Source organism: Elioraea tepida (assembly GCF_019203965.1).
GTDB lineage: Bacteria > Pseudomonadota > Alphaproteobacteria > Acetobacterales > Acetobacteraceae > Elioraea_A > Elioraea_A tepida.
On sequence record NZ_CP076448.1, the window covers coordinates 1,318,181 to 1,334,897 of the forward strand.

At 70.6% G+C, this 16,717-nt stretch carries 16 protein-coding genes and 1 pseudogene; 2 read left to right on the forward strand and 15 right to left on the reverse strand.

Going from position 1 to position 16,717, the window contains the following annotated elements:
- Positions 1-24: 24 nt before the first annotated feature.
- From KO353_RS06325 to KO353_RS06370, 10 genes and pseudogenes are all read right to left on the reverse strand, one after another.
- The gene (locus KO353_RS06325; RefSeq protein WP_218286864.1) at positions 25-195 is read right to left on the reverse strand and encodes a hypothetical protein; all 171 of its coding nucleotides are present in this window, start codon (positions 193-195) and stop codon (positions 25-27) included.
- Between the two features lie 68 nt (positions 196-263).
- Complete coding sequence (locus KO353_RS06330; RefSeq protein WP_218286865.1) at positions 264-635, reverse strand: hypothetical protein; 372 nt, start codon at positions 633-635, stop codon at positions 264-266.
- A gap of 203 nt (positions 636-838) precedes the next feature.
- Positions 839-2,110, reverse strand: coding sequence for a c-type cytochrome (locus KO353_RS06335; RefSeq protein ID WP_218286866.1), 1,272 nt, complete (start codon positions 2,108-2,110; stop codon positions 839-841).
- Positions 2,107-4,059 (reverse strand): molybdopterin biosynthesis protein, encoded by a 1,953-nt coding sequence (locus KO353_RS06340; RefSeq protein ID WP_218286867.1) that lies wholly within the window; start codon positions 4,057-4,059, stop codon positions 2,107-2,109. Before KO353_RS06340 ends, KO353_RS06335 begins: the two co-directional genes overlap by 4 nt.
- Before the next feature lie 2 nt (positions 4,060-4,061).
- Positions 4,062-4,958: a hypothetical protein gene (locus KO353_RS06345; protein ID WP_218286868.1), complete on the reverse strand. Its 897-nt coding sequence runs from the start codon at positions 4,956-4,958 to the stop codon at positions 4,062-4,064.
- Positions 4,959-5,023: 65 nt separating this feature from the next.
- Positions 5,024-6,007, reverse strand: coding sequence for an ABC transporter ATP-binding protein (locus tag KO353_RS06350; protein WP_218286869.1), 984 nt, complete (start codon positions 6,005-6,007; stop codon positions 5,024-5,026).
- On the reverse strand, positions 6,004-6,969 hold the full coding sequence (locus KO353_RS06355; protein ID WP_218286870.1) for an ABC transporter ATP-binding protein: 966 nt from the start codon (positions 6,967-6,969) through the stop codon (positions 6,004-6,006). The genes KO353_RS06350 and KO353_RS06355 overlap by 4 nt, the downstream gene beginning before the upstream one ends.
- 13 nt (positions 6,970-6,982) lie before the next feature.
- Positions 6,983-7,858, reverse strand: coding sequence for an ABC transporter permease (locus KO353_RS06360; protein ID WP_218286871.1), 876 nt, complete (start codon positions 7,856-7,858; stop codon positions 6,983-6,985).
- Entirely contained in the window at positions 7,848-8,795 is a 948-nt protein-coding gene (locus tag KO353_RS06365; RefSeq protein ID WP_218286872.1) for an ABC transporter permease, read from the reverse strand. Before KO353_RS06365 ends, KO353_RS06360 begins: the two co-directional genes overlap by 11 nt.
- 33 nt (positions 8,796-8,828) lie before the next feature.
- A pseudogene (locus KO353_RS06370) lies at positions 8,829-10,402 on the reverse strand (ABC transporter substrate-binding protein).
- A 104-nt stretch (positions 10,403-10,506) separates the two neighbouring features.
- Here KO353_RS06370 and KO353_RS06380 point away from each other — a divergent pair.
- Together KO353_RS06380 and KO353_RS06385 are read left to right on the forward strand one after the other, a co-directional pair.
- A complete protein-coding gene (locus tag KO353_RS06380; RefSeq protein ID WP_218286875.1) occupies positions 10,507-11,511 on the forward strand; it encodes a succinylglutamate desuccinylase/aspartoacylase family protein in 1,005 nt (334 codons plus the stop codon).
- Between the two features lie 17 nt (positions 11,512-11,528).
- Complete coding sequence (locus tag KO353_RS06385) at positions 11,529-12,290, forward strand: class II aldolase/adducin family protein (protein WP_218286876.1); 762 nt, start codon at positions 11,529-11,531, stop codon at positions 12,288-12,290.
- A gap of 136 nt (positions 12,291-12,426) precedes the next feature.
- On the opposite strand, the gene KO353_RS06390 is transcribed toward KO353_RS06385, so the two are convergent.
- The 5 genes from KO353_RS06390 to KO353_RS06410 all read right to left on the reverse strand — a co-directional run bounded on the left by KO353_RS06390 (position 12,427) and on the right by KO353_RS06410 (position 16,706).
- On the reverse strand, positions 12,427-13,737 hold the full coding sequence (locus tag KO353_RS06390) for a TRAP transporter large permease (RefSeq protein ID WP_218286877.1): 1,311 nt from the start codon (positions 13,735-13,737) through the stop codon (positions 12,427-12,429).
- Positions 13,734-14,249 carry a TRAP transporter small permease subunit gene (locus KO353_RS06395; RefSeq protein ID WP_218286878.1) on the reverse strand — a complete coding sequence of 172 codons (516 nt, stop codon included), beginning with the start codon at positions 14,247-14,249 and terminating at the stop codon, positions 13,734-13,736. Before KO353_RS06395 ends, KO353_RS06390 begins: the two co-directional genes overlap by 4 nt.
- A 79-nt stretch (positions 14,250-14,328) precedes the next feature.
- Complete coding sequence (gene dctP / locus KO353_RS06400; protein WP_218286879.1) at positions 14,329-15,426, reverse strand: TRAP transporter substrate-binding protein DctP; 1,098 nt, start codon at positions 15,424-15,426, stop codon at positions 14,329-14,331.
- Between the two features lie 63 nt (positions 15,427-15,489).
- Complete coding sequence (locus KO353_RS06405; protein WP_218286880.1) at positions 15,490-15,726, reverse strand: lipoyl domain-containing protein; 237 nt, start codon at positions 15,724-15,726, stop codon at positions 15,490-15,492.
- On the reverse strand, positions 15,723-16,706 hold the full coding sequence (locus KO353_RS06410; RefSeq protein WP_218286881.1) for an alpha-ketoacid dehydrogenase subunit beta: 984 nt from the start codon (positions 16,704-16,706) through the stop codon (positions 15,723-15,725). The genes KO353_RS06405 and KO353_RS06410 overlap by 4 nt, the downstream gene beginning before the upstream one ends.
- Positions 16,707-16,717 lie beyond the last annotated feature (11 nt).

Here is a 16,717-nt window from a genome sequence, read left to right on the forward strand (position 1 = left end):
CCTCGGCGGCCCTAGGCGCCCCCGTCAGCCGCGGCGGCGGAGTGCGAGGCCGAGGCCGACCAGCGCGGTGCCGAATAGGGCGAGCGCCCCTGTCACGGGCACGGCCGTCGTGAAGCTGTAGGTGATGTCGTTGATGCCACTGTCGTCCGGCCCGAACAGGATGAAGCCGGTCGAGGAGGTGGCGTTGATGGTCACCACGAGCCCCGTCCCGCCGGGGACAATCGAGGTTTGTTGGGCGACGGTGCTGTCGTCCGTGAGGTCCCTTACGCGCCAAAGGACGCTACGGTCCTGTGATTCAGCCAGGCGCCCAGGAAGAAGCTCTTGAGCGTCACCGTGCTGCCTGGGGCCACGGTCAGGTCGAGCCGACAGTCGGCCACCGCCGTGCACGACGCCGCCTGCCGGCGGGAGTAGTCCAGACCGTTCCAGTTCAACAGGCGCTGGAATGGGGACACGGCTGCGCCCCAGTCCAGTGTCACCGGGCCGGCGCTGCCGAAGCCGGGACGCGCAGTCTGGACCAAGTTGCTGTCGGTGGTGAACTCCATGTCCTCGACTTTGACCACAATGGGCGCCGCCGCGGCGAGGCCGGACGCGAACACCCCCGCGACAACGGCCGATGTCAGGAAACCCAGTCGCATCACCTTCTCCCTCGGTTCTTCTCGTCCTCCCTCGGTTCTTCTCGTCCTGCACGAGCCGATCAGCGCTGGGCCCGTGGATGAAGAAGGTCCGAAAAACAGATGCCAGAATGGAGGTCCTTGAAAAGCCATGGCTTTCAAAGCCCCTTTCATCGAAGTGTAAAATCCGCCGAGATCGCCTTTCAGGCGATCGTCGAGGAAGCGCGCTAGCGGCGCGTCTCGATCTCGAGGAAGTCGAGCAGGGCGTCGAGGTCCTCGCGGTTGCCCACCGTCTGTTCGGGCATGCGCGTGCCCGGCGTGTAGGCCGCGGGGCCGAGGGTGAACAGCGCCGCCAGCGTCTCGCGCGTCCAGACGATGTCCATGCGCCGCAGCGCCTCCGAGTAGGGATAGTCGGGCACGGAGGCGATCCGACGGCCGAACAGACCGGCAAGCGTCGGGCCGGCACGGTTGGCGCTGTCGCCGGTGAGCGTGTGGCAGGCGGCGCAGGCGCGGAACACGCGCGCGCCCGGGTGGTCAGAGGCGGTGGCGGGCTCTTCCTCCTCGGGCGTCACGGGGCCGAGATGCGCCCCCGTCGCCGCGTCCCAGCGGCGGACGCGACGGTCGGTGCCGCCGGTGAACAGCGTCCCGTCGGGGGCGAAGGCGGCCGCCCACACGGGCACGCCCGGCCCCGTCAGCGTGCGCAGAAGGCGCCCCTCGGGAAGCGACCAGATCGCCACCGAGCCTCGGATCCCGCCGGCCGCGAGCAGCGTGCCGCCGGCGTTCACGGCAAGGGCGATGATCGGAGCGGCCCCGCCCGCGAGCTCCCGCACCGCTCCCTCACCGAGCGGCACGAGCCGCACGGTGCCGTCCGCCCCGGCGACGGCAACGCCAGCGCCGCCCGGTAGCACGGCGAGAGCATTCTGCGGCAGGCCGAACTCGGCGAGCACCCGCGGCGCGCCGCCCTCGACCGGCCAGAGGCGAACCGTTCCGTCATACCCGGCGGAGACGATGGCCGAACCGTCAGCGAGCACGCCGACAGCGTTCACCGCATTCTCCGTATGGCCCTCGAACACCCGCGGGGCGGAGCCGTCGAGCGGCCAGAGCCGGACCGTCCGGTCCCACGCCGCGGAGACGAGGAAACGTCCAGAGGGGTCGGCCGCAAGCGAGGCGATCTTCGCGCCATGGCCCTCGAACACGCGCTCGGGGCGAGACGCGCCGGGCTGCCAGAGGGCGATCCGCCCCTCCTCGCCGGCGGTCGCGAACCGGCCATCGGGCAGGAAGGCGACGGCGTTCACCGCACCATCATGCGCGCGCAGCACCACTTCCGCCGCCCCGCGCCCGGGCGACCAGAGGATCGCGGATTGGTCGAAGCTGCCCGAGAGCACCCGCCCGCCGTCGGGCGAGACGGCGATCGCCTTCACCGGGCCGCCATGGCCGCGGAATTCCGCCCGCGCCGGAAGGGCGGCGACCAGAACGAGCAGAAGGACAAGACCCCTCATGGTGCGAACCCGAGTTCGTTGAGCATCGCGCGCGTCTCCTTCCGGGCAAGAAGCGCCTCGAAGCGTCGCACCGGCTCGCGCCCGCGTCGCGCCTCGGGCACCGCGAAATCATAGTGTTCGTCGGCGAGCGGGATGAAGCCGAGGCCGTAGTCGCGCGCGACCGTCGCGATCGCCAACCCCCAGTCCGCGCGGCCCCGAGCCACCGCCGCCGCCACGGCGTTGTGGCTCTTCGGCTGGTTCAACGCGCCCGGCGGGCGCGCGCCCTTGAGCAGCCCGTCGATCAGCACGCGCGTGCCGGAGCCCTGGTTTCGGCTCACCATGATGCAGGAGGGGTCGGCGAGAGCGGCGGCGACCGCTGCCTCGGCATCGCGCCCCTCGAAGCGCGCATCGCCCGGGCGGAACACGATGCCCTGCAGCCGCCGCCAGCCGGGGATGAGGGCGACGCCGGGGGGAAGGAACGGGGCGTTGTAGCGGCCGGTGGCAGGGTCAAGCAGGTGCATCGGCGCGAGGTCGCACTCGCCTCGGCGTGCGGCCGCGAGCCCGCCCATCGAGCCGATGGCGAGCGCCTTGACCGTGACGCCGCTCTCGGCGAGGTGCCCGAGCACACGGTCGAGCCCGACACAGTGGCTGCCCATCACCACGAGGTCGGCCGGCCGAAAGGCGCGCCCGATCAGCGTCACCCGAACCGGCGCCCCGGCCTCGATTCCGTCGGAGAGCGCATCGATCGCGATGAACCCGTCCGCCTGCGAGAAGGCCGTCACAGCGCCCGAGCCTTTCGCCAGCGGATAGGCGGCGAGCCCCTCCCCGGTCTCGACGAGGGAGACCATCGCATACTCGGTTCGGCCGAGCTCCGACGGCGTGCGCACCGCAAGCCGCGCCTCGACCGTCTCGGCCTCGGCCTCGCGACGCCCCGCCATGGCGCGGATGAGCGGCGCGACGAAGCCGTGGAAGGTGAACACGGCTGAGGTGGGGAACCCGGGCAGGACGGCGACGGGGGTTGCGCCCACGAGGCCAAGGCAGAGCGGCTTGCCCGGCTTGAGCGCCACCCCGTGCACGACCACCCGCCCGAGCGAGGAGAGAACGCGGTGCGAGAGGTCACCCGCCCCCTTCGAGGTGCCGCCCGAGAGCACGACGAGATCGGCCTCTTGGGCAGCGCGGCGGAGCGCGTCGGAGAGCGACACCTCGTCGTCGGCGATGATGCCGAAGGGAACTGCCTCGCCGCCCGACTCAGCGACGGCGGCGGCGATGATCGCGCCATTGCTGTCGAACACGCCGCCAGGCCGTGGCTCGCCACCGGGGGGGATGAGCTCGTCGCCGGTGGAGAGAACCGCGACGCGCGGGCGGCGGACCACCGGCACGCAGGCCCGACCGACGGCGGCAAGCAGGCCGATCTCCCGGCTCGACAGCACGGTGCCGCGGCGCAGCAGCGTCTCGCCGCGCGCGATGTCGCTGCCTGCGCCCGCGATCATCGCCCCCGGCACGACAGCGCGGCGCAGCACAATGACCGGCCCGTCTGCCCCCTCCTCGGCCTCGGTGTGCTCGACCATCACCACCGAGTCAGCGCCGCGCGGGACCATCCCGCCTGTCGCGATCACCGTCGCGGTACCGGGCTCGACCGCAAGGCTCGGCGCCCGGCCGCAGGCGAGAACCTCCGGGTTGAGGCGGAGCCGCACCGGCGCATCCTCCCGCGCCCCGAGCGTGTCGGCGGCACGCACGGCGAACCCGTCCACACTGCTTCGGTCGAAGCCCGGAACGTCAACCTCGCTTACCAGGTCCTCGGCAAGCACGCGCCCAAGAGCGGCCTCGAGCGGAACCTCTTCCGCCGGGCAACGCCTCGGGGTGAAGGCGGCGGCGAAGCGGGTGCGCGCCTCCTCCTCCGTCACCACCTCGAGGAACTGCTCCTGCCTCGCCGCGGCCCGCACCGCCGCCATCGCATCGAAGGGAGGCATGGTCAGGCGAGCACGGCGGGGGGAAGCAAAGTGACAGTCACGGACGCACCCTCCGGCCAGCCCTCGCTCGCCGGCGGGACCTCGACCCAGCCCGCGGCCAGGGTGAAGGCGGAGAGGGAGGGCGAGTCGGCCGCCGCCAGCGGTGTCGCCACCCCCTCGGCGAGGCGGACGAGAACGAGGTCGGTGAGGCCGGCGGCGGAGGCAAGCTTGCGGGCAAGACGCGCCGGCACGCTCTCGCCCGGCGGCGGAACGAGAGCGAGCCAGGCGAGCAGCCGCGCGGCCGGGTCGGCGGGCAAGGAGAGGGCGGGGCGACCGTCAGGGCCATGGCCGAGAACCGTCTCCTCGATCGGCCGCGCGCCGAGGCCGGCGATGGCCGGGGCGGAGACCGGCCCGAGGGCGAGGCCGGGCGGGGTGAGGGATGCGAGAAGCGGGAGCATCGCCTCCGCCTCGCCGGCGGCGAGCAGGCGCGCAAGCGGCGACGCGACGGACCCGGCGCGGGCGAGCACCTGGCCTACGGCGAGATGGCCCGAGGCCGGCACCACGCCTTCGCCCGGAGCGACCGAGGCCGTCACCTCCACCCAGGGGCCTGCCTCCGTCCCCGCCTCGGGCGGCAGAACCGCGTCGGTTCCCGGCGGAAGGGGCTCGCCGGCGGCGACGAGGCGGAGCCCCGGCAACGGAACCGGTCCATACGGGCTCGCCCCGAGCGTGGCCTCGGCCGGAACGGCCCAGCCCGAGCGACGCGCCGTCAGCACCGCGGGGAGGGGGCGTTCGACCACGAGATCGGCGTCGAGAGCCGGAGCCGCGGGCGCTGGGGCAGCGGCACCAAGGCCAAGAGCGGCAAGCCAGGCGCGCGCCTCTTCGAGGCCGCGCAGCCGGGAACGTCGCGGGAAGGCAGTCATCGGGCCGCAACATGGGGAGTGCCAGGGGATGGGAAAAGCCCGTCCCGGTCCGACCGTGGCGCGCCTCAGGCCGCGCCGGCGGGCGCCTCGGCGAGGTGGCAGGCCACGCGGTGCCCGGGAGCGAGCGGGCGAAGCGCCGGCACCTCCTCGGCGCAGCGGGCAACGGCGATCGGGCAGCGGGTTCGGAAGCGGCAGCCGGAGGGAGGGTCATCGGGGCGCGGGATCTCGCCCCGAAGCACGATCCGCTCCCGCCTTTGGGCGCCGGGGTCAGGCACCGCCGAGAGCAGCGCCCGAGTGTAGGGGCGGAGCGGGGCGGAAAACAGCGCCTCGCGCGGGGCCTCCTCAACGATCGTGCCGAGATACATCACCGCCACGCGCTCGGCCATGTGGCGCACCACGGCGAGGTTGTGGCTGATGAACAGGAAGGCGAGGCCGCGCGCGGCCTGAAGGTCCTTCATCAGGGTGAGGATCTGCGCCTGGACCGAGACATCCAGCGCCGAGACCGGCTCGTCGGCGACGATCAGCGACGGCTCGAGCGCGAGAGCCCGCGCGATCCCGATCCTCTGCCTCTGGCCGCCTGAGAATTCGTGCGGGTAACGCCCGGCGTGGTGCGCGGCGAGCCCCACGGAATCGAGCAGGCGTCGCACCGCGCGCGCCCGGTCCGCCGCGCTGCCGATGCCATGCACCACGAAGGGCTCGGCGAGGATCTCGGCCACCGTCATGCGCGGGTTGAGCGAGGAGAACGGGTCCTGGAACACGATCTGCATCCGACGCCTCAGCGCGCGAAGCCGGGCGGGAGGGGCGGCGCGCAGGTCCTCGCCCTCGAAGCGGATCGTCCCCGAATCCGCCTCGATCAGCCGCAGAACGAGCCGCCCCGTCGTCGACTTGCCACAGCCTGATTCGCCGACAAGGCCGAGCGTGCCGCCCGCGGGGAGGCCGAGATCGATGCCATCGACCGCGCGGACGGGACAGCCCGACCGGCCGAACAGGCGCGCGCGCGGGCGGAAGTGCTTGACGAGGCCGCGCACCGAGAGAAGCGGCTCGCTCACGCCGCCACCATGTAGCCCGCATGGCGAATGCACGCGGCCGCCCGCCCCTCGCCGACAGGCAGAAGAGGCGGGGCAGCGGCGGCGCAGGGGGCCTTGGCGTGGGCGCAGCGCGGCGCGAAGCGGCAGCCGGGCGGCATGGCGAAGGGCGGCGGCACCTGGCCAGGGATCGCGACGAGGCGCTCGACCGTCTCGGAAAGCCGCGGCAGCGAGGCGAGCAGCCCCTCCGTGTAGGGGTGGGCGGGCGCGGCGAACAGCGCCTCGGCCGGCGCCGTCTCGACGATCCGCGCGGCATACATCACCGCCACCCGGTCAGCGAAGTCGGACACCACGCCGAGATCGTGCGTGATCAGGATCACTGCCATGCCGAGCTCGGCGCGCAGCCTGCGAAGCAGATCGAGGAGCTGCGCCTGCACGGTCGCGTCGAGAGCGGTCGTCGGCTCGTCGGCGATCAGGAGGCGCGGGCTGCAAGCAAGCGCCATCGCGATCATCACGCGCTGGCGCATGCCGCCCGAGAGCTCGTGCGGATACTGCGAAACGCGCGCGGCCGCGTTCGGGATCTCGACGAGGGAGAGAAGCCGCACGGCTTCCGCCCGCGCCGCCCGCGCCGAGAGGCCACGGTGCCAGGAGAGTGCTTCGGCGATCTGCCGGCCGACGGTGAACACCGGGTTGAGGCTCGTCATCGGTTCCTGGAACACCATCGCCATTGCACCGCCCCGGATGGCGCGCATCCGCCGTTCCGGAAGCGTCAGGAGGTCGGTTCCCTCGAACAGCACCCGCCCCGAGACCACTCCGGGCGGCGGCACAAGCCGCATGAGCGCGAGCGCCGTCATGCTTTTCCCCGAGCCGCTCTCGCCGACGAGCGCGAGCACTTCGCCCGGGGCGACCGAGAAGGCAACGTCCTCGACCACCGCGAAGCGGCCGAACCGCACGGTAAGCGACTCGACGGTGAGCAGCGCCGTCACGGCGTGTCGATCCTCACCGCGGCTCGACCTTCATGCGCGGGTCGAGCACGTCGCGCAGCCCATCGCCGAGCAGGTTGAGCCCGAACACGGTGACGGCGATGGCAAGCCCCGGGAAGAGGCTGATCCAGGGTGCCTCGAGCATGTAGTCACGCCCGTCCGCGATCACGCCGCCGAGCGAGGGCGTGGGCGGAGGCGGCCCGACGCCGATGAAGGAGAGCACAGCCTCGGCGAGGATCGCGAGAGCGAAGATGTAGGTCGACTGCACCACGAGCGGGGTGAGCGCGTTCGGCAGGACGTGGCGGAACAGGATGTGCGCGTCCCCCGCGCCGAGCGCGCGCGCCGCCTCCACATAGTCGAGCTCGCGCACGACAAGCACCGAGGCGCGCACGACCCGCGCTGTGCGCGGCGTGTAGGCGACGGTGAGAGCGATCGCGGCATTGATCTCGGAGGGGCCGAGGGCGGCGGCGAGCGAGATCGCGAGCAGGATCGCCGGGAACGCCATCAGCCCGTCCATCAGACGCATCAGCGGCCCGTCCAGCGAGCGAAAGTAGCCCGCCACTGCACCGATCAGGGCGCCGAAGACGCCGGTCGCCGCCACCACCATCAGGCCGATGCGCAAGGACACGCGCGTGCCGTGGATGATCCGGCTCAGGATGTCGCGGCCGAACCGGTCGGTCCCAAGCCAGAACACCTCGTTCGGCACACCGAGCCGGTAGCGAAAATTGTTCCGCACCGGGTCGTGCGGCGCGATCCAGTCGGCCAAGAGAGCGACGAGCACCACCGCGCTGAACAGCACAAGCCCGATCAGCACGCCGCGATGGCCGAGCGCCCGGGAGAGCGCCGAGGGGCGCCGCGGCAGCGCCTCCGCGAGCGCCGCCTCACCGGCCATAGCGCACGCGCGGGTCGACCGCGGCGTAGAGCAGGTCGACCACGAGATTGACGAGCACGAAGATCGTCGCAGTGAGCAGGAGCCCTCCCTGGATCACCGGATAGTCGCGGCGCTGGATCGCGCCGATGATCAGACGCCCCACGCCGGGCAGGCTGAACACCTGCTCGATCACAACCGCTCCGCCGAGCAGGATTCCGACCGAGACGCCCGCGACGGTGATCACCGGCACGAGCACATTCGCCCACGCATGGCGGCCGACGACGACCCAGCCGGGAAGCCCCTTGGCGCGGGCGGTGCGCACATAGTCCTGCCGTAGCACCTCGAGCATCGAGGCGCGCGTCATCCGCGCAAGCAACCCCATCTGCGTGAGCGCGAGCGCGCCCGCGGGCATCGCCATCGCGCGAAGCCACCCCAGCGGGTCCTCCGTGAAGGGAACGTAGCCGCCGGTGGGCAGCCAGCCGAGCTCGATCGCGAATAGCCAGATGAAGACGAGACCGAGCCAGAAATCGGGCAGGCTAAGCCCGACGAGAGCGAGCGCCATCACGCCCTGGTCGGTCCAGGTGTTGGGGCGCACCGCAGCGACCATGCCCGCGAGCACGCCGAGCACGATCGCGACGGCGAGCGCAAGGACGGTCAGCCCGAGCGTGACCGGGAGACGCTCGAGGATCGCCTCCGTGACGGAGCGTCGCAACAGCACGCTCTGGCCGAGATCGCCGCGCAACAGCGCGCCGTACCACTCAACCATCCGCTCGAGGATCGGCTTGTCGAGGCCGAGCTCGGCCCGCAGCCGCGCGAGCTCCTCGGCGGTGGCGGAGGGCCCTGCCATCTCGCTCGCGATATCGCCCGGAACGAGGGCGATGATGGCAAACGAGACGAGCGAGACGACGAACAGGACAGGGATGGCGGCAAGGAGCCGCCTGGCCGTGTAGCGCAGCACCGCCGCGCGCCGCCCTCCCCGCCGGTCAGCGCCTCAGGCGAACCAGCAATCCCACATGCGGGGAATGCGGTAGGGCTTGTAGTTGACGATGTTGGCGCGCGTGGCCTGGACGATGCCGACATCGCCGCACTTGATCGCGATCGCCTGGTCGTACATCCGGCGCTGGAAGTCCGCCACGGCCTGCTTGCGGTCGGCCTCGGCGAGGCTCGTGTTGAGGCGGCGGTTCGCGTCCTCGATCACCGGGTCGGGGACATGCTGGATCGGCCTCTCGCCGGAGAAGAAGCCGACCACGTTGAACGGCCCCTCGTAGGGCTCGATGCCGAACATCAGAACCCACATGTGCCAGCCCTCGCGCCGGGTTCGCTGGTTGAAGGCGGTCGGCCAGTCGACGACGTTCAGCCGGACGTTGATTCCGACGGCCTTGAGTTGCTCGGCCGCCACCTCGCCGGCTGCCTTGTGGTTCGAGAACGAGCTGTCGGTGAGGATGATGAACTCCTCGTTTCGGTAGTTCGTCTCGCGCAACAGGGCACGCGCCCGGTTCGCGTCCTTGAGGTTGTAGAGCTCCTTGCCGACATCGCCGGCGAAATAGGTCGTGCCCGGATGCTGCCAGCCATGGGTGAGGCGGAATAGACCGTCGGTGGAGATCGCCATGATCTCCTCCATGTCGAGCGCAGCCTGGAGCGCACGGCGGAAGGCGAGGTTGGCCGTCGGCCCCTGAGCGTGGTTCAGCATAAGTGTCTGGAACGCCCAGGGCATCATCTCGTAGATGCGGATGTTCCGGTCCTCGCGCAGCCGCCGCGCCGCTGGAACGGCGAGCGCCTCGAGAACGTGGAGCTCGCCCGTCTGCAGCCCGGCGGTCCGGGCGCCGGCCTCCGGCACGAAGCGGATCGTCACGGTGTCGAAATACGCGGTCTTCCTTCCGCCGAACCCGTCGCGCGCTTGGAAGTTGGTGTTCTGGGTATAGTCGTCGAAGCGTGCGAGCCGCACATGGCTGTCGGGCCGGTACTCGACGAAGCGGAACGGCCCGGTGCCGATAATCTCGATCTGGCCGGCCGGCTTGGCCGCCTCCTCGGCGGGGATGATGGCGCAGGGAGCGCGCGGGCTCGAGATCCCGGCGATGAAGCCTGGCGAGGGTTCCTTGAGCTCACCACCACCGTGTTCGCGTCCGGCGTCTCAATGGCAGCGACCGGGCGCATGATCGCAGCCGAGGCGCCGACGCGGCCGTAGCGCTCGAGCGAGGCCTTCACATCGGCCGAGGTCATCACCTTGCCGTTGTGGAACTTCACCCCGCGCCGGAGCGGGAAGGTGTAGGTGAGCCCGTCCGAAGAAATGTTCACGCCCTCGGCGAGGTCGGGCATCGGGTTGCCGGCCTCGTCGCGGGCAAAGAGCGTCTCGAAGATGTGCAGCGTGATGTTGCGCGAGGATTGGGCTGACGAGGTGGCGGCATCGAGCGAGGGCGGCTGCGCCTGCTGCGCGATCACGACCTCGCCGCCACGACGCTGCGCGAGCGCCGGGGCGGCGAGCGTGCCCGCTCCGAGGGCCGTGGCGGCAAGACCCCCCACCCCCCTCGCCAGATCCCTCCTGCCCAGTCCCTTTCGCCCGCTCATCGATCCCGTCTCCCTGGTTTTTCGCGGCAACGATGGCGCGGGCCAATAGGCTCGGCAAACACTTCCGGAAGCGTTAAAGTTTTGGAAGCCGAACGAGGCAGGCGATGGAGCAGCACCCGGCGGAGGCCTCCCCCGTCTGCGCCGAGATCGATCTCTGGGCCCAGGGAGAGACGGCGGGGCATCTCCGGGTTCCCCACTCCCGGAACGATAGCGGCTGGGGAACGATCGCCATCCCGATCGTCGTCATCGCCAATGGCGAGGGCCCGACGCTGCTTCTGACCGCCGGCAACCACGGCGACGAGTACGAGGGACAGGTCGCGCTCCTGCGTCTCGCGAGAGAGCTCGACCCGGCAGCGCTCTCGGGCCGCGTGATCCTCCTTCCCGCGATGCACGATCCGGCTGCGCTGGCCGGCACGCGCAAGAGCCCAATCGACGGCCGAGACTTCAACCGCTGCTTCCCGGGCAACCCGCACGGCAGCGTCGCCGAGGTGCTCGCCCACTACATCGATACGCATCTGTTGCCGCTCTGCGATGCGCAGATGGATCTGCACTCCGGCGGCACGGGGATAGACATCCTCCCCTCGGCCTGCGGCCACATCCTTGACGACGAGGCCTACATGGAGAGGAGCCTCGCCATGGCCGATGCCTTCGGCGCCCCGATCACGCTGCTGCTCAAGGAGGTGAACGCCGGGCCGACGCTTCTGTCCGCCGCCGAGCGTCGCGGCGTCGTCGCTCTCTCCTCCGAACTCGGGGGCGCGGGGCGGCTCAACCCGCACGGGCTTGCCGTGACCGAACGTGGCGTGCGCAACGTGCTGAAGCACTATGGCATGCTCGACGGCGTGCCGGAGGGGGAGCGGAGCCGGCGCATGGTGGTGCCGGACCTGGCGCACTACGTGTTCGCGCCGCATGACGGGATCTGGGAGACGGCCGATCGGCTTGGCGCCGAGGTGCGCAAAGGCGAGCGCGCGGGCTTCTTGCACCGGATCGAGGAGCCGCTTGCACCGCCGACGGCGCTCGCCTACGGCGCGGGCGGGCTTCTGTGGTGCACGCGCGGCCCAGGCAGAGCCCGGGCCGGCGACCCGGTGGCGGTGGTCGCACGCGATCTCTGAGAACGGAGGAGGACGGGATGACGCCAGTGGTGAAGGCGCTCTCGAGCACGAAGGCCGAGGAGGCCGAATGGGCGCTCCGCTGCGACATGGCGGCGGTGTTCCGGATCAGCGCGCGGCTCGGCTGGAACGAGCAGATCGGCAACCACAACAGCGCAATGTTGCCGGGCGAGACGCCGCTGTTCCTGATCAACCCGCGCGGCTATCTGTTCCAGGAACTCCGCGCCTCGGACCTGATCGTGTGCGATCTCGAGGGACGCGTGCTCCGCGGCAGCGGCGAGCTACGGAAGGTCGCGTTCCACATCCATGCGCGGATTCACCTCGCCAATCCGAAGGCGGTGGTGGTGATGCATGTGCACCCGCAATACCTCACGGCGCTCTCGATGCTCGAGGGCGGCACGCTCAGGCTCGCGCACCACAACAATCTCCTTCTGAACGACCGCATCGTCTACGACACGGAAGGCTACGAGCCGGTGGACGACAACGAGGAGGGGGACAGGATCGCGCGCATGCTCGGCGACAAATCGATCCTGCTGATGGGCGGCCATGGCGCGACCGTCATCGGCGCGACCGTGGCCGAGGCCTTCGACGAGCTCTACTGCGCCGAACGGACGGCGATGTACCAGATGACGGCGATGTCGACCGGCCTTCCGTTGCGGGAGCTGCCCCAGAAGTACCGCCGCAACTACACCGGGCCCTGGGGCGAGAAGGTGGACGCGCGGATGCATCTCGACGCTTGGCGCCGAATCCTCGACCGCGAGGAGCCCGACTACGCGACCTGACCGCCTGGGGCGACCGCACGGGCGAGGCGCGACGGACCGGCCCCGAAAACGCTGGAACGGAAGGCCGTTCTGCCGCCAGGCGTGATGGAACACGCGTTCCTGCCGCCGAACCCTCGGCACGCGGCAACGCGCCCCTTCACAGCACGGCGCGGGGGAGCGCGGTGATGATCCCGGGGAAGACCATCATCAGCGCGAGGCCGAGGGCCTGCATCGCCACGAACGGGATCACGCCGCGATAGATGTCGGCCATGCTGACCGAAGGGGGCGCCACGCCGCGCATGTAGAACAGGTTGAAGCCGAAGGGCGGCGTGAGATAGGCCATCTCCATGTTCACCACGAACAGCACGCCGAACCACACCGGGTCGAAGCCGAGCGAGCGGGCGAGCGGGAAGAACAGCGGCACGGTGATGATCATGATGCCGATCGGGTCGAGCAGGCAGCCGAGCAGGAACCAGATCGCCTGCATGCCGATGATCACGCCCCAGCGCCCGCCGGGAAGGGCCGTCAGCGCGTTCCGCACCATCGCCTGCGCCCCCACGGCCGTGTAGAGCGCGGTGAAGATCGAGGCGGCGAACACGATCCAGATCACCATGCAGGAGAGGCGGAGCGTGATGCGCGCGCTCTCGGTCACCGCCGTCACCGTCAGCCGCCTCTGCACCGCGGCGCAGACCATGGCGCCGAACGCGCCCACGCCTGCGGCTTCCGTCGGCGTCGCCGCGCCCGACACGATCGAGCCGATTACGAGCACAATGAGCGCGATCGGCAGGACGACGGCCTTGAGCGCGACGAGCCGCTCGCGCCACGCCGCGCGCTCGCCCCGCGGCAGCGCCGGGGCGAGCTCCGGGCGAAGCGTCGCCGCCACGGTGATATAGGCGATGAAGAGAACCATCAGCAGCACGCCCGCGGGAATGCCGCCCAGGAACAGCGCCCCGATCGAGACGTTCGCGTAGAGGCCGAGCACGATCATCAGCACCGACGGCGGGATCAGCACGCCGAGCGCCCCGCCGGCGGCGATGCAGCCGACGGAGAGCCGGCGGTCATAGCCGCGCGCGAGCATCGACGGCAGGGCCACGAGGCCCATCGTCACGGTCGAGGCGCCGGAGACGCCGACCATGGCGGCAAAGATGCCGCAGATCAGCACCGTTCCGGCGGCGAGACCGCCGCGGACGCCGCCCATCCACTTATACATCATGTCGTAGAGATCCGTCGCGATGCCGGATCGTTCGAGCATGCAGCCCATGAAGATGAACAAGGGCACGGCGATCAGAACGAAGCTGTTTGCAGCGGAGAAGGTGCGCAGGCCAACCATCGCGAGCGCCTGCGGGCCCCACAGGAAATAGGTGCCGATGATCGCGACCGAGCCGAGCGCGAAGACGAGCGGCAGGCCGAGCGCGATCAGCAGGATGAACCCGCCGAACAGGAACAGCGAGGCGAGTTCCGGGCTCACGGTGCGAGCACCCGCCCGGTGAGCGCGAGGTGGAGGTCCCGCACGAGCTTGGCGAGCGCCTGCAGGAACAGCAGCGCCGCGCCGACCGGCAGCGACAGCATCACCGGGAAGAGCGGCGGGTTCCAGTCCGTCCCAGTGGTCCGTCCGGTCGCGAGCGCCTCAAGCGCGACCGACGCCGTGTAGTGGAACAGCACGCCGCAATAGAGCAGTGCGAAACCGGCGGTGAGGCAGTCGGCGATCGCCCGCCCGCGCGGCGAGAGGCGGCCGTGCAGGATGTCGACGTTCACGTGGTCGCGGAGGAGCAGCGTGTAGCCGCCGCCGAGCATGATCATGCCGGCGAACAGGAAGGTGATCAGCTCGGTGCCCCAGACCGTCGGGGCTGCGAACACATAGCGCAGCACCACCTCCATCACGACGAGGCCGACGAGGACGAGGACGAGCAGGGCGACGAGCCGGCCGAACCGCTCGTTGACCCAGTCGACGGCGCGCACGAAGCCTCGCAAGGCGGACATCACGGCCCCCGATGCTGATCGCCTGAGAGGGGAGCCGGGCGAGGCGGCCGCCCCGCCCGGCGGATGTGTCGCTCCGGCCTCAGATGCCGGGCGGCCGCTGCGCGAACGCGGCCTGGGTGTCGCGGATGATCTTCAGCGCCTGCTGCGTGCCGCGGTCGTTGCCGGCGAGCTTGTCGGTGAACTCAACCGTCAGCCGCTTCATCGTCTCGACGTCCTCGGGCACCATGGTGTTGAAGGTGACACCCTGCTGTTTCATGGTCGCGACGATCTTGGCGCTCTCGATCGCCGCGCGGGTATAGCGCTCAATCGCCCACACGCGTTGGGCCGTGAGCATCACCTGCTGGAGGTCGGCCGGCAGGCTGTTGAATGCCGCCATGTTCATGAAGCTGTCCTCCATGTCAGCCCAGATCAGCGGCGGCCCGAGATAGAACTTGGCGACCTCCTGGAGCTTAAGCTGGGCGAAGCCGAAGGGGCTGCCCCAGTTCGCGGCGTCCGCAACACCCGTCGCGAGGGCGGTGTAGATCTCCTCGCCCGGCACGGTGACGATCGAGGCGCCGAAGCTCTTCCAGATCTCGGCGGCGATGCCGAAGCTGCGCACCTTGAGGCCGCGGAAATCGGTCAGCCGCTTGATCTCGCGCCGCGACATGGTCGAGCCCCATTCGTCTGAGTAGATGGGGCCGAGGAACTTCACGCCGACGGTCGCGAAGGCGTCCGAGACGAGCTGGTTCAGCCCCGCCTCGTGCCAGAGATAGTCGTACTGGTCGATCCGTTCAAAGGCGAACGGGATGCCCCACGTGAACAGCGTCATCGGGAAGCGGCCGCGCCAGTACACCTGCGCGCCGTAGCCGATGTCGACCACGCGGTTGATCACCCCGTCGAGCATCTCGAAGGTCGGAACGAGGGCGCCGGGCGGGAAGGCCTGGATCTCGATCCGCCCGCCCGACATGTCGCGCACGCGCTTGATGAAGCGCGGCACGATGTCCTCCCATTCGTAGTTGCCGGGGCCGAGGAAGCTCTGCATCCGGAACCGGAACTGGGGGCGCTGCGCACGCGCCGGTTCGGGAACGCCGGCGACCGCGAACACCGAGGCGCCGGTGACGGCGGCCTGCATGATGTGGCGACGCTTGATCGCCTTGAGGCTTGCCATCAGGCGCTTGTCGTCAACCGGTGTGCTCATCGTCTCGTTCCTCCTCCGTGTCGCCGCCTTGCCGCGGCCTTGTTGGCCTCCGAGCCGGCCTTGCTAGCGCTCGATCCGGCAGACCTCCGCCCCGACCGCGACGGTCTCTCCCGCCGGAACGAGGATCTCGAGCAGCGTCCCGTCACAGGGCGCCTCGACTTCGGTCGTCACCTTCTCGGTCTCGACCTCGTAGAGCGGGTCGCCGGCGGCGAAACGGTCGCCCGGGGCGAGCTTCCACGCCGTGATCGTGCCTTCCTCCATGTTCATGGAGAGGCGCGGCAGTTTGAGTGCAGCCCTCATGACGCCCCGCCGGCGCTGACGGAACGCCGAAGTGCGGCGGCGATCCGCGCGGCATCGGGGATCACCCGGCGCTCGAGCGGCGGGCTGTAGGGGATCGCGACGTCGGGCACGGTCACGCGCAGCGGCGCCGCCTGCAGCGCGCCGAAGGCATGCTCAGTCACCACGGCGACGATATGGCTCGCCGCCGAGCAGGCGTCGCGCGCCTCGTCCACCACCACGAGCCGGCCGGTACGCCGCACGGAGGCGACGATCGTCCCGGTGTCGAGCGGCCAGAGTGTGCGCGGGTCGATCAGCTCCGCCTCGATGCCCTCCTTCGCCACCTCCTCCGCCGCGCGGCGTGCAGGTGCGACCATCGAGCCGATGGCGACGAGCGTGACGTCGCGGCCCGCACGAAGCACGGCCGCTTCGCCCAAAGTCGCGACCACCTCCTCCTCCGGCACCTCTCCCGCCTCGCCGCCGCGGCCGGCCGCCTGGAGGAAGATGACCGGGTTGTCATCGCGGATCGCCGCCTTGAGCAGCGCCTTCGCATCCGCCGGGCTGCCAGGAAGCACCACCTTGATGCCGCCGAGATTCATGAAGAGCGGATGCATCGCATCCGAATGCTGCGCGGCGGAGGAGCGGCCGCCGCCGAACACGCCCATGAACACCAGGGGGAGCGTGATCTGCCCGCCTGTCATGTAGCGGAGCTTGGCCGCCTGGTTCGCGATCGCATCGAACCCGGTATAGAGGAAATTGCCATACATCATGTGGCACACCGGCCGGTAGCCGGCCGCGGCGGCGCCGACCGCCATCCCCGTCATCACCGTCTCCGAGATCGGCGTGTTGCGCACACGGTCTGGCCCGAAGCGCGCGGCGAGCCCGCGCGTGTCTCCCATGATGCTGATCTCGACGTCCTCGCCGAACAGGATCACGCGCTCATCGCGCGCCATCTCCTCGGCGAGCGCCTCGTTGATCGCCTGGATCATCCGCTTGCGCGCCATCGCGGCACCCT

Bases quoted from the DNA above. Each gene is read 5' to 3' on its own strand.
- KO353_RS06340 (WP_218286867.1), bottom strand. From the start codon at position 4,059: ATGCCTCCCTTCGATGCGATGGCGGCGGTGCGGGCCGCGGCGAGGCAG.
- KO353_RS06380 (WP_218286875.1), top strand. From the start codon at position 10,507: ATGGAGCAGCACCCGGCGGAGGCCTCCCCCGTCTGCGCCGAGATCGAT.
- KO353_RS06385 (WP_218286876.1), top strand. From the start codon at position 11,529: ATGACGCCAGTGGTGAAGGCGCTCTCGAGCACGAAGGCCGAGGAGGCC.
- KO353_RS06410 (WP_218286881.1), bottom strand. From the start codon at position 16,706: ATGGCGCGCAAGCGGATGATCCAGGCGATCAACGAGGCGCTCGCCGAG.
- KO353_RS06335 (WP_218286866.1), bottom strand. From the start codon at position 2,110: ATGAGGGGTCTTGTCCTTCTGCTCGTTCTGGTCGCCGCCCTTCCGGCG.
- KO353_RS06405 (WP_218286880.1), bottom strand. From the start codon at position 15,726: ATGAGGGCTGCACTCAAACTGCCGCGCCTCTCCATGAACATGGAGGAA.
- KO353_RS06330 (WP_218286865.1), bottom strand. From the start codon at position 635: ATGCGACTGGGTTTCCTGACATCGGCCGTTGTCGCGGGGGTGTTCGCG.
- KO353_RS06395 (WP_218286878.1), bottom strand. From the start codon at position 14,249: ATGTCCGCCTTGCGAGGCTTCGTGCGCGCCGTCGACTGGGTCAACGAG.
- dctP (WP_218286879.1), bottom strand. From the start codon at position 15,426: ATGAGCACACCGGTTGACGACAAGCGCCTGATGGCAAGCCTCAAGGCG.
- KO353_RS06360 (WP_218286871.1), bottom strand. From the start codon at position 7,858: ATGGCCGGTGAGGCGGCGCTCGCGGAGGCGCTGCCGCGGCGCCCCTCG.
- KO353_RS06345 (WP_218286868.1), bottom strand. From the start codon at position 4,958: ATGACTGCCTTCCCGCGACGTTCCCGGCTGCGCGGCCTCGAAGAGGCG.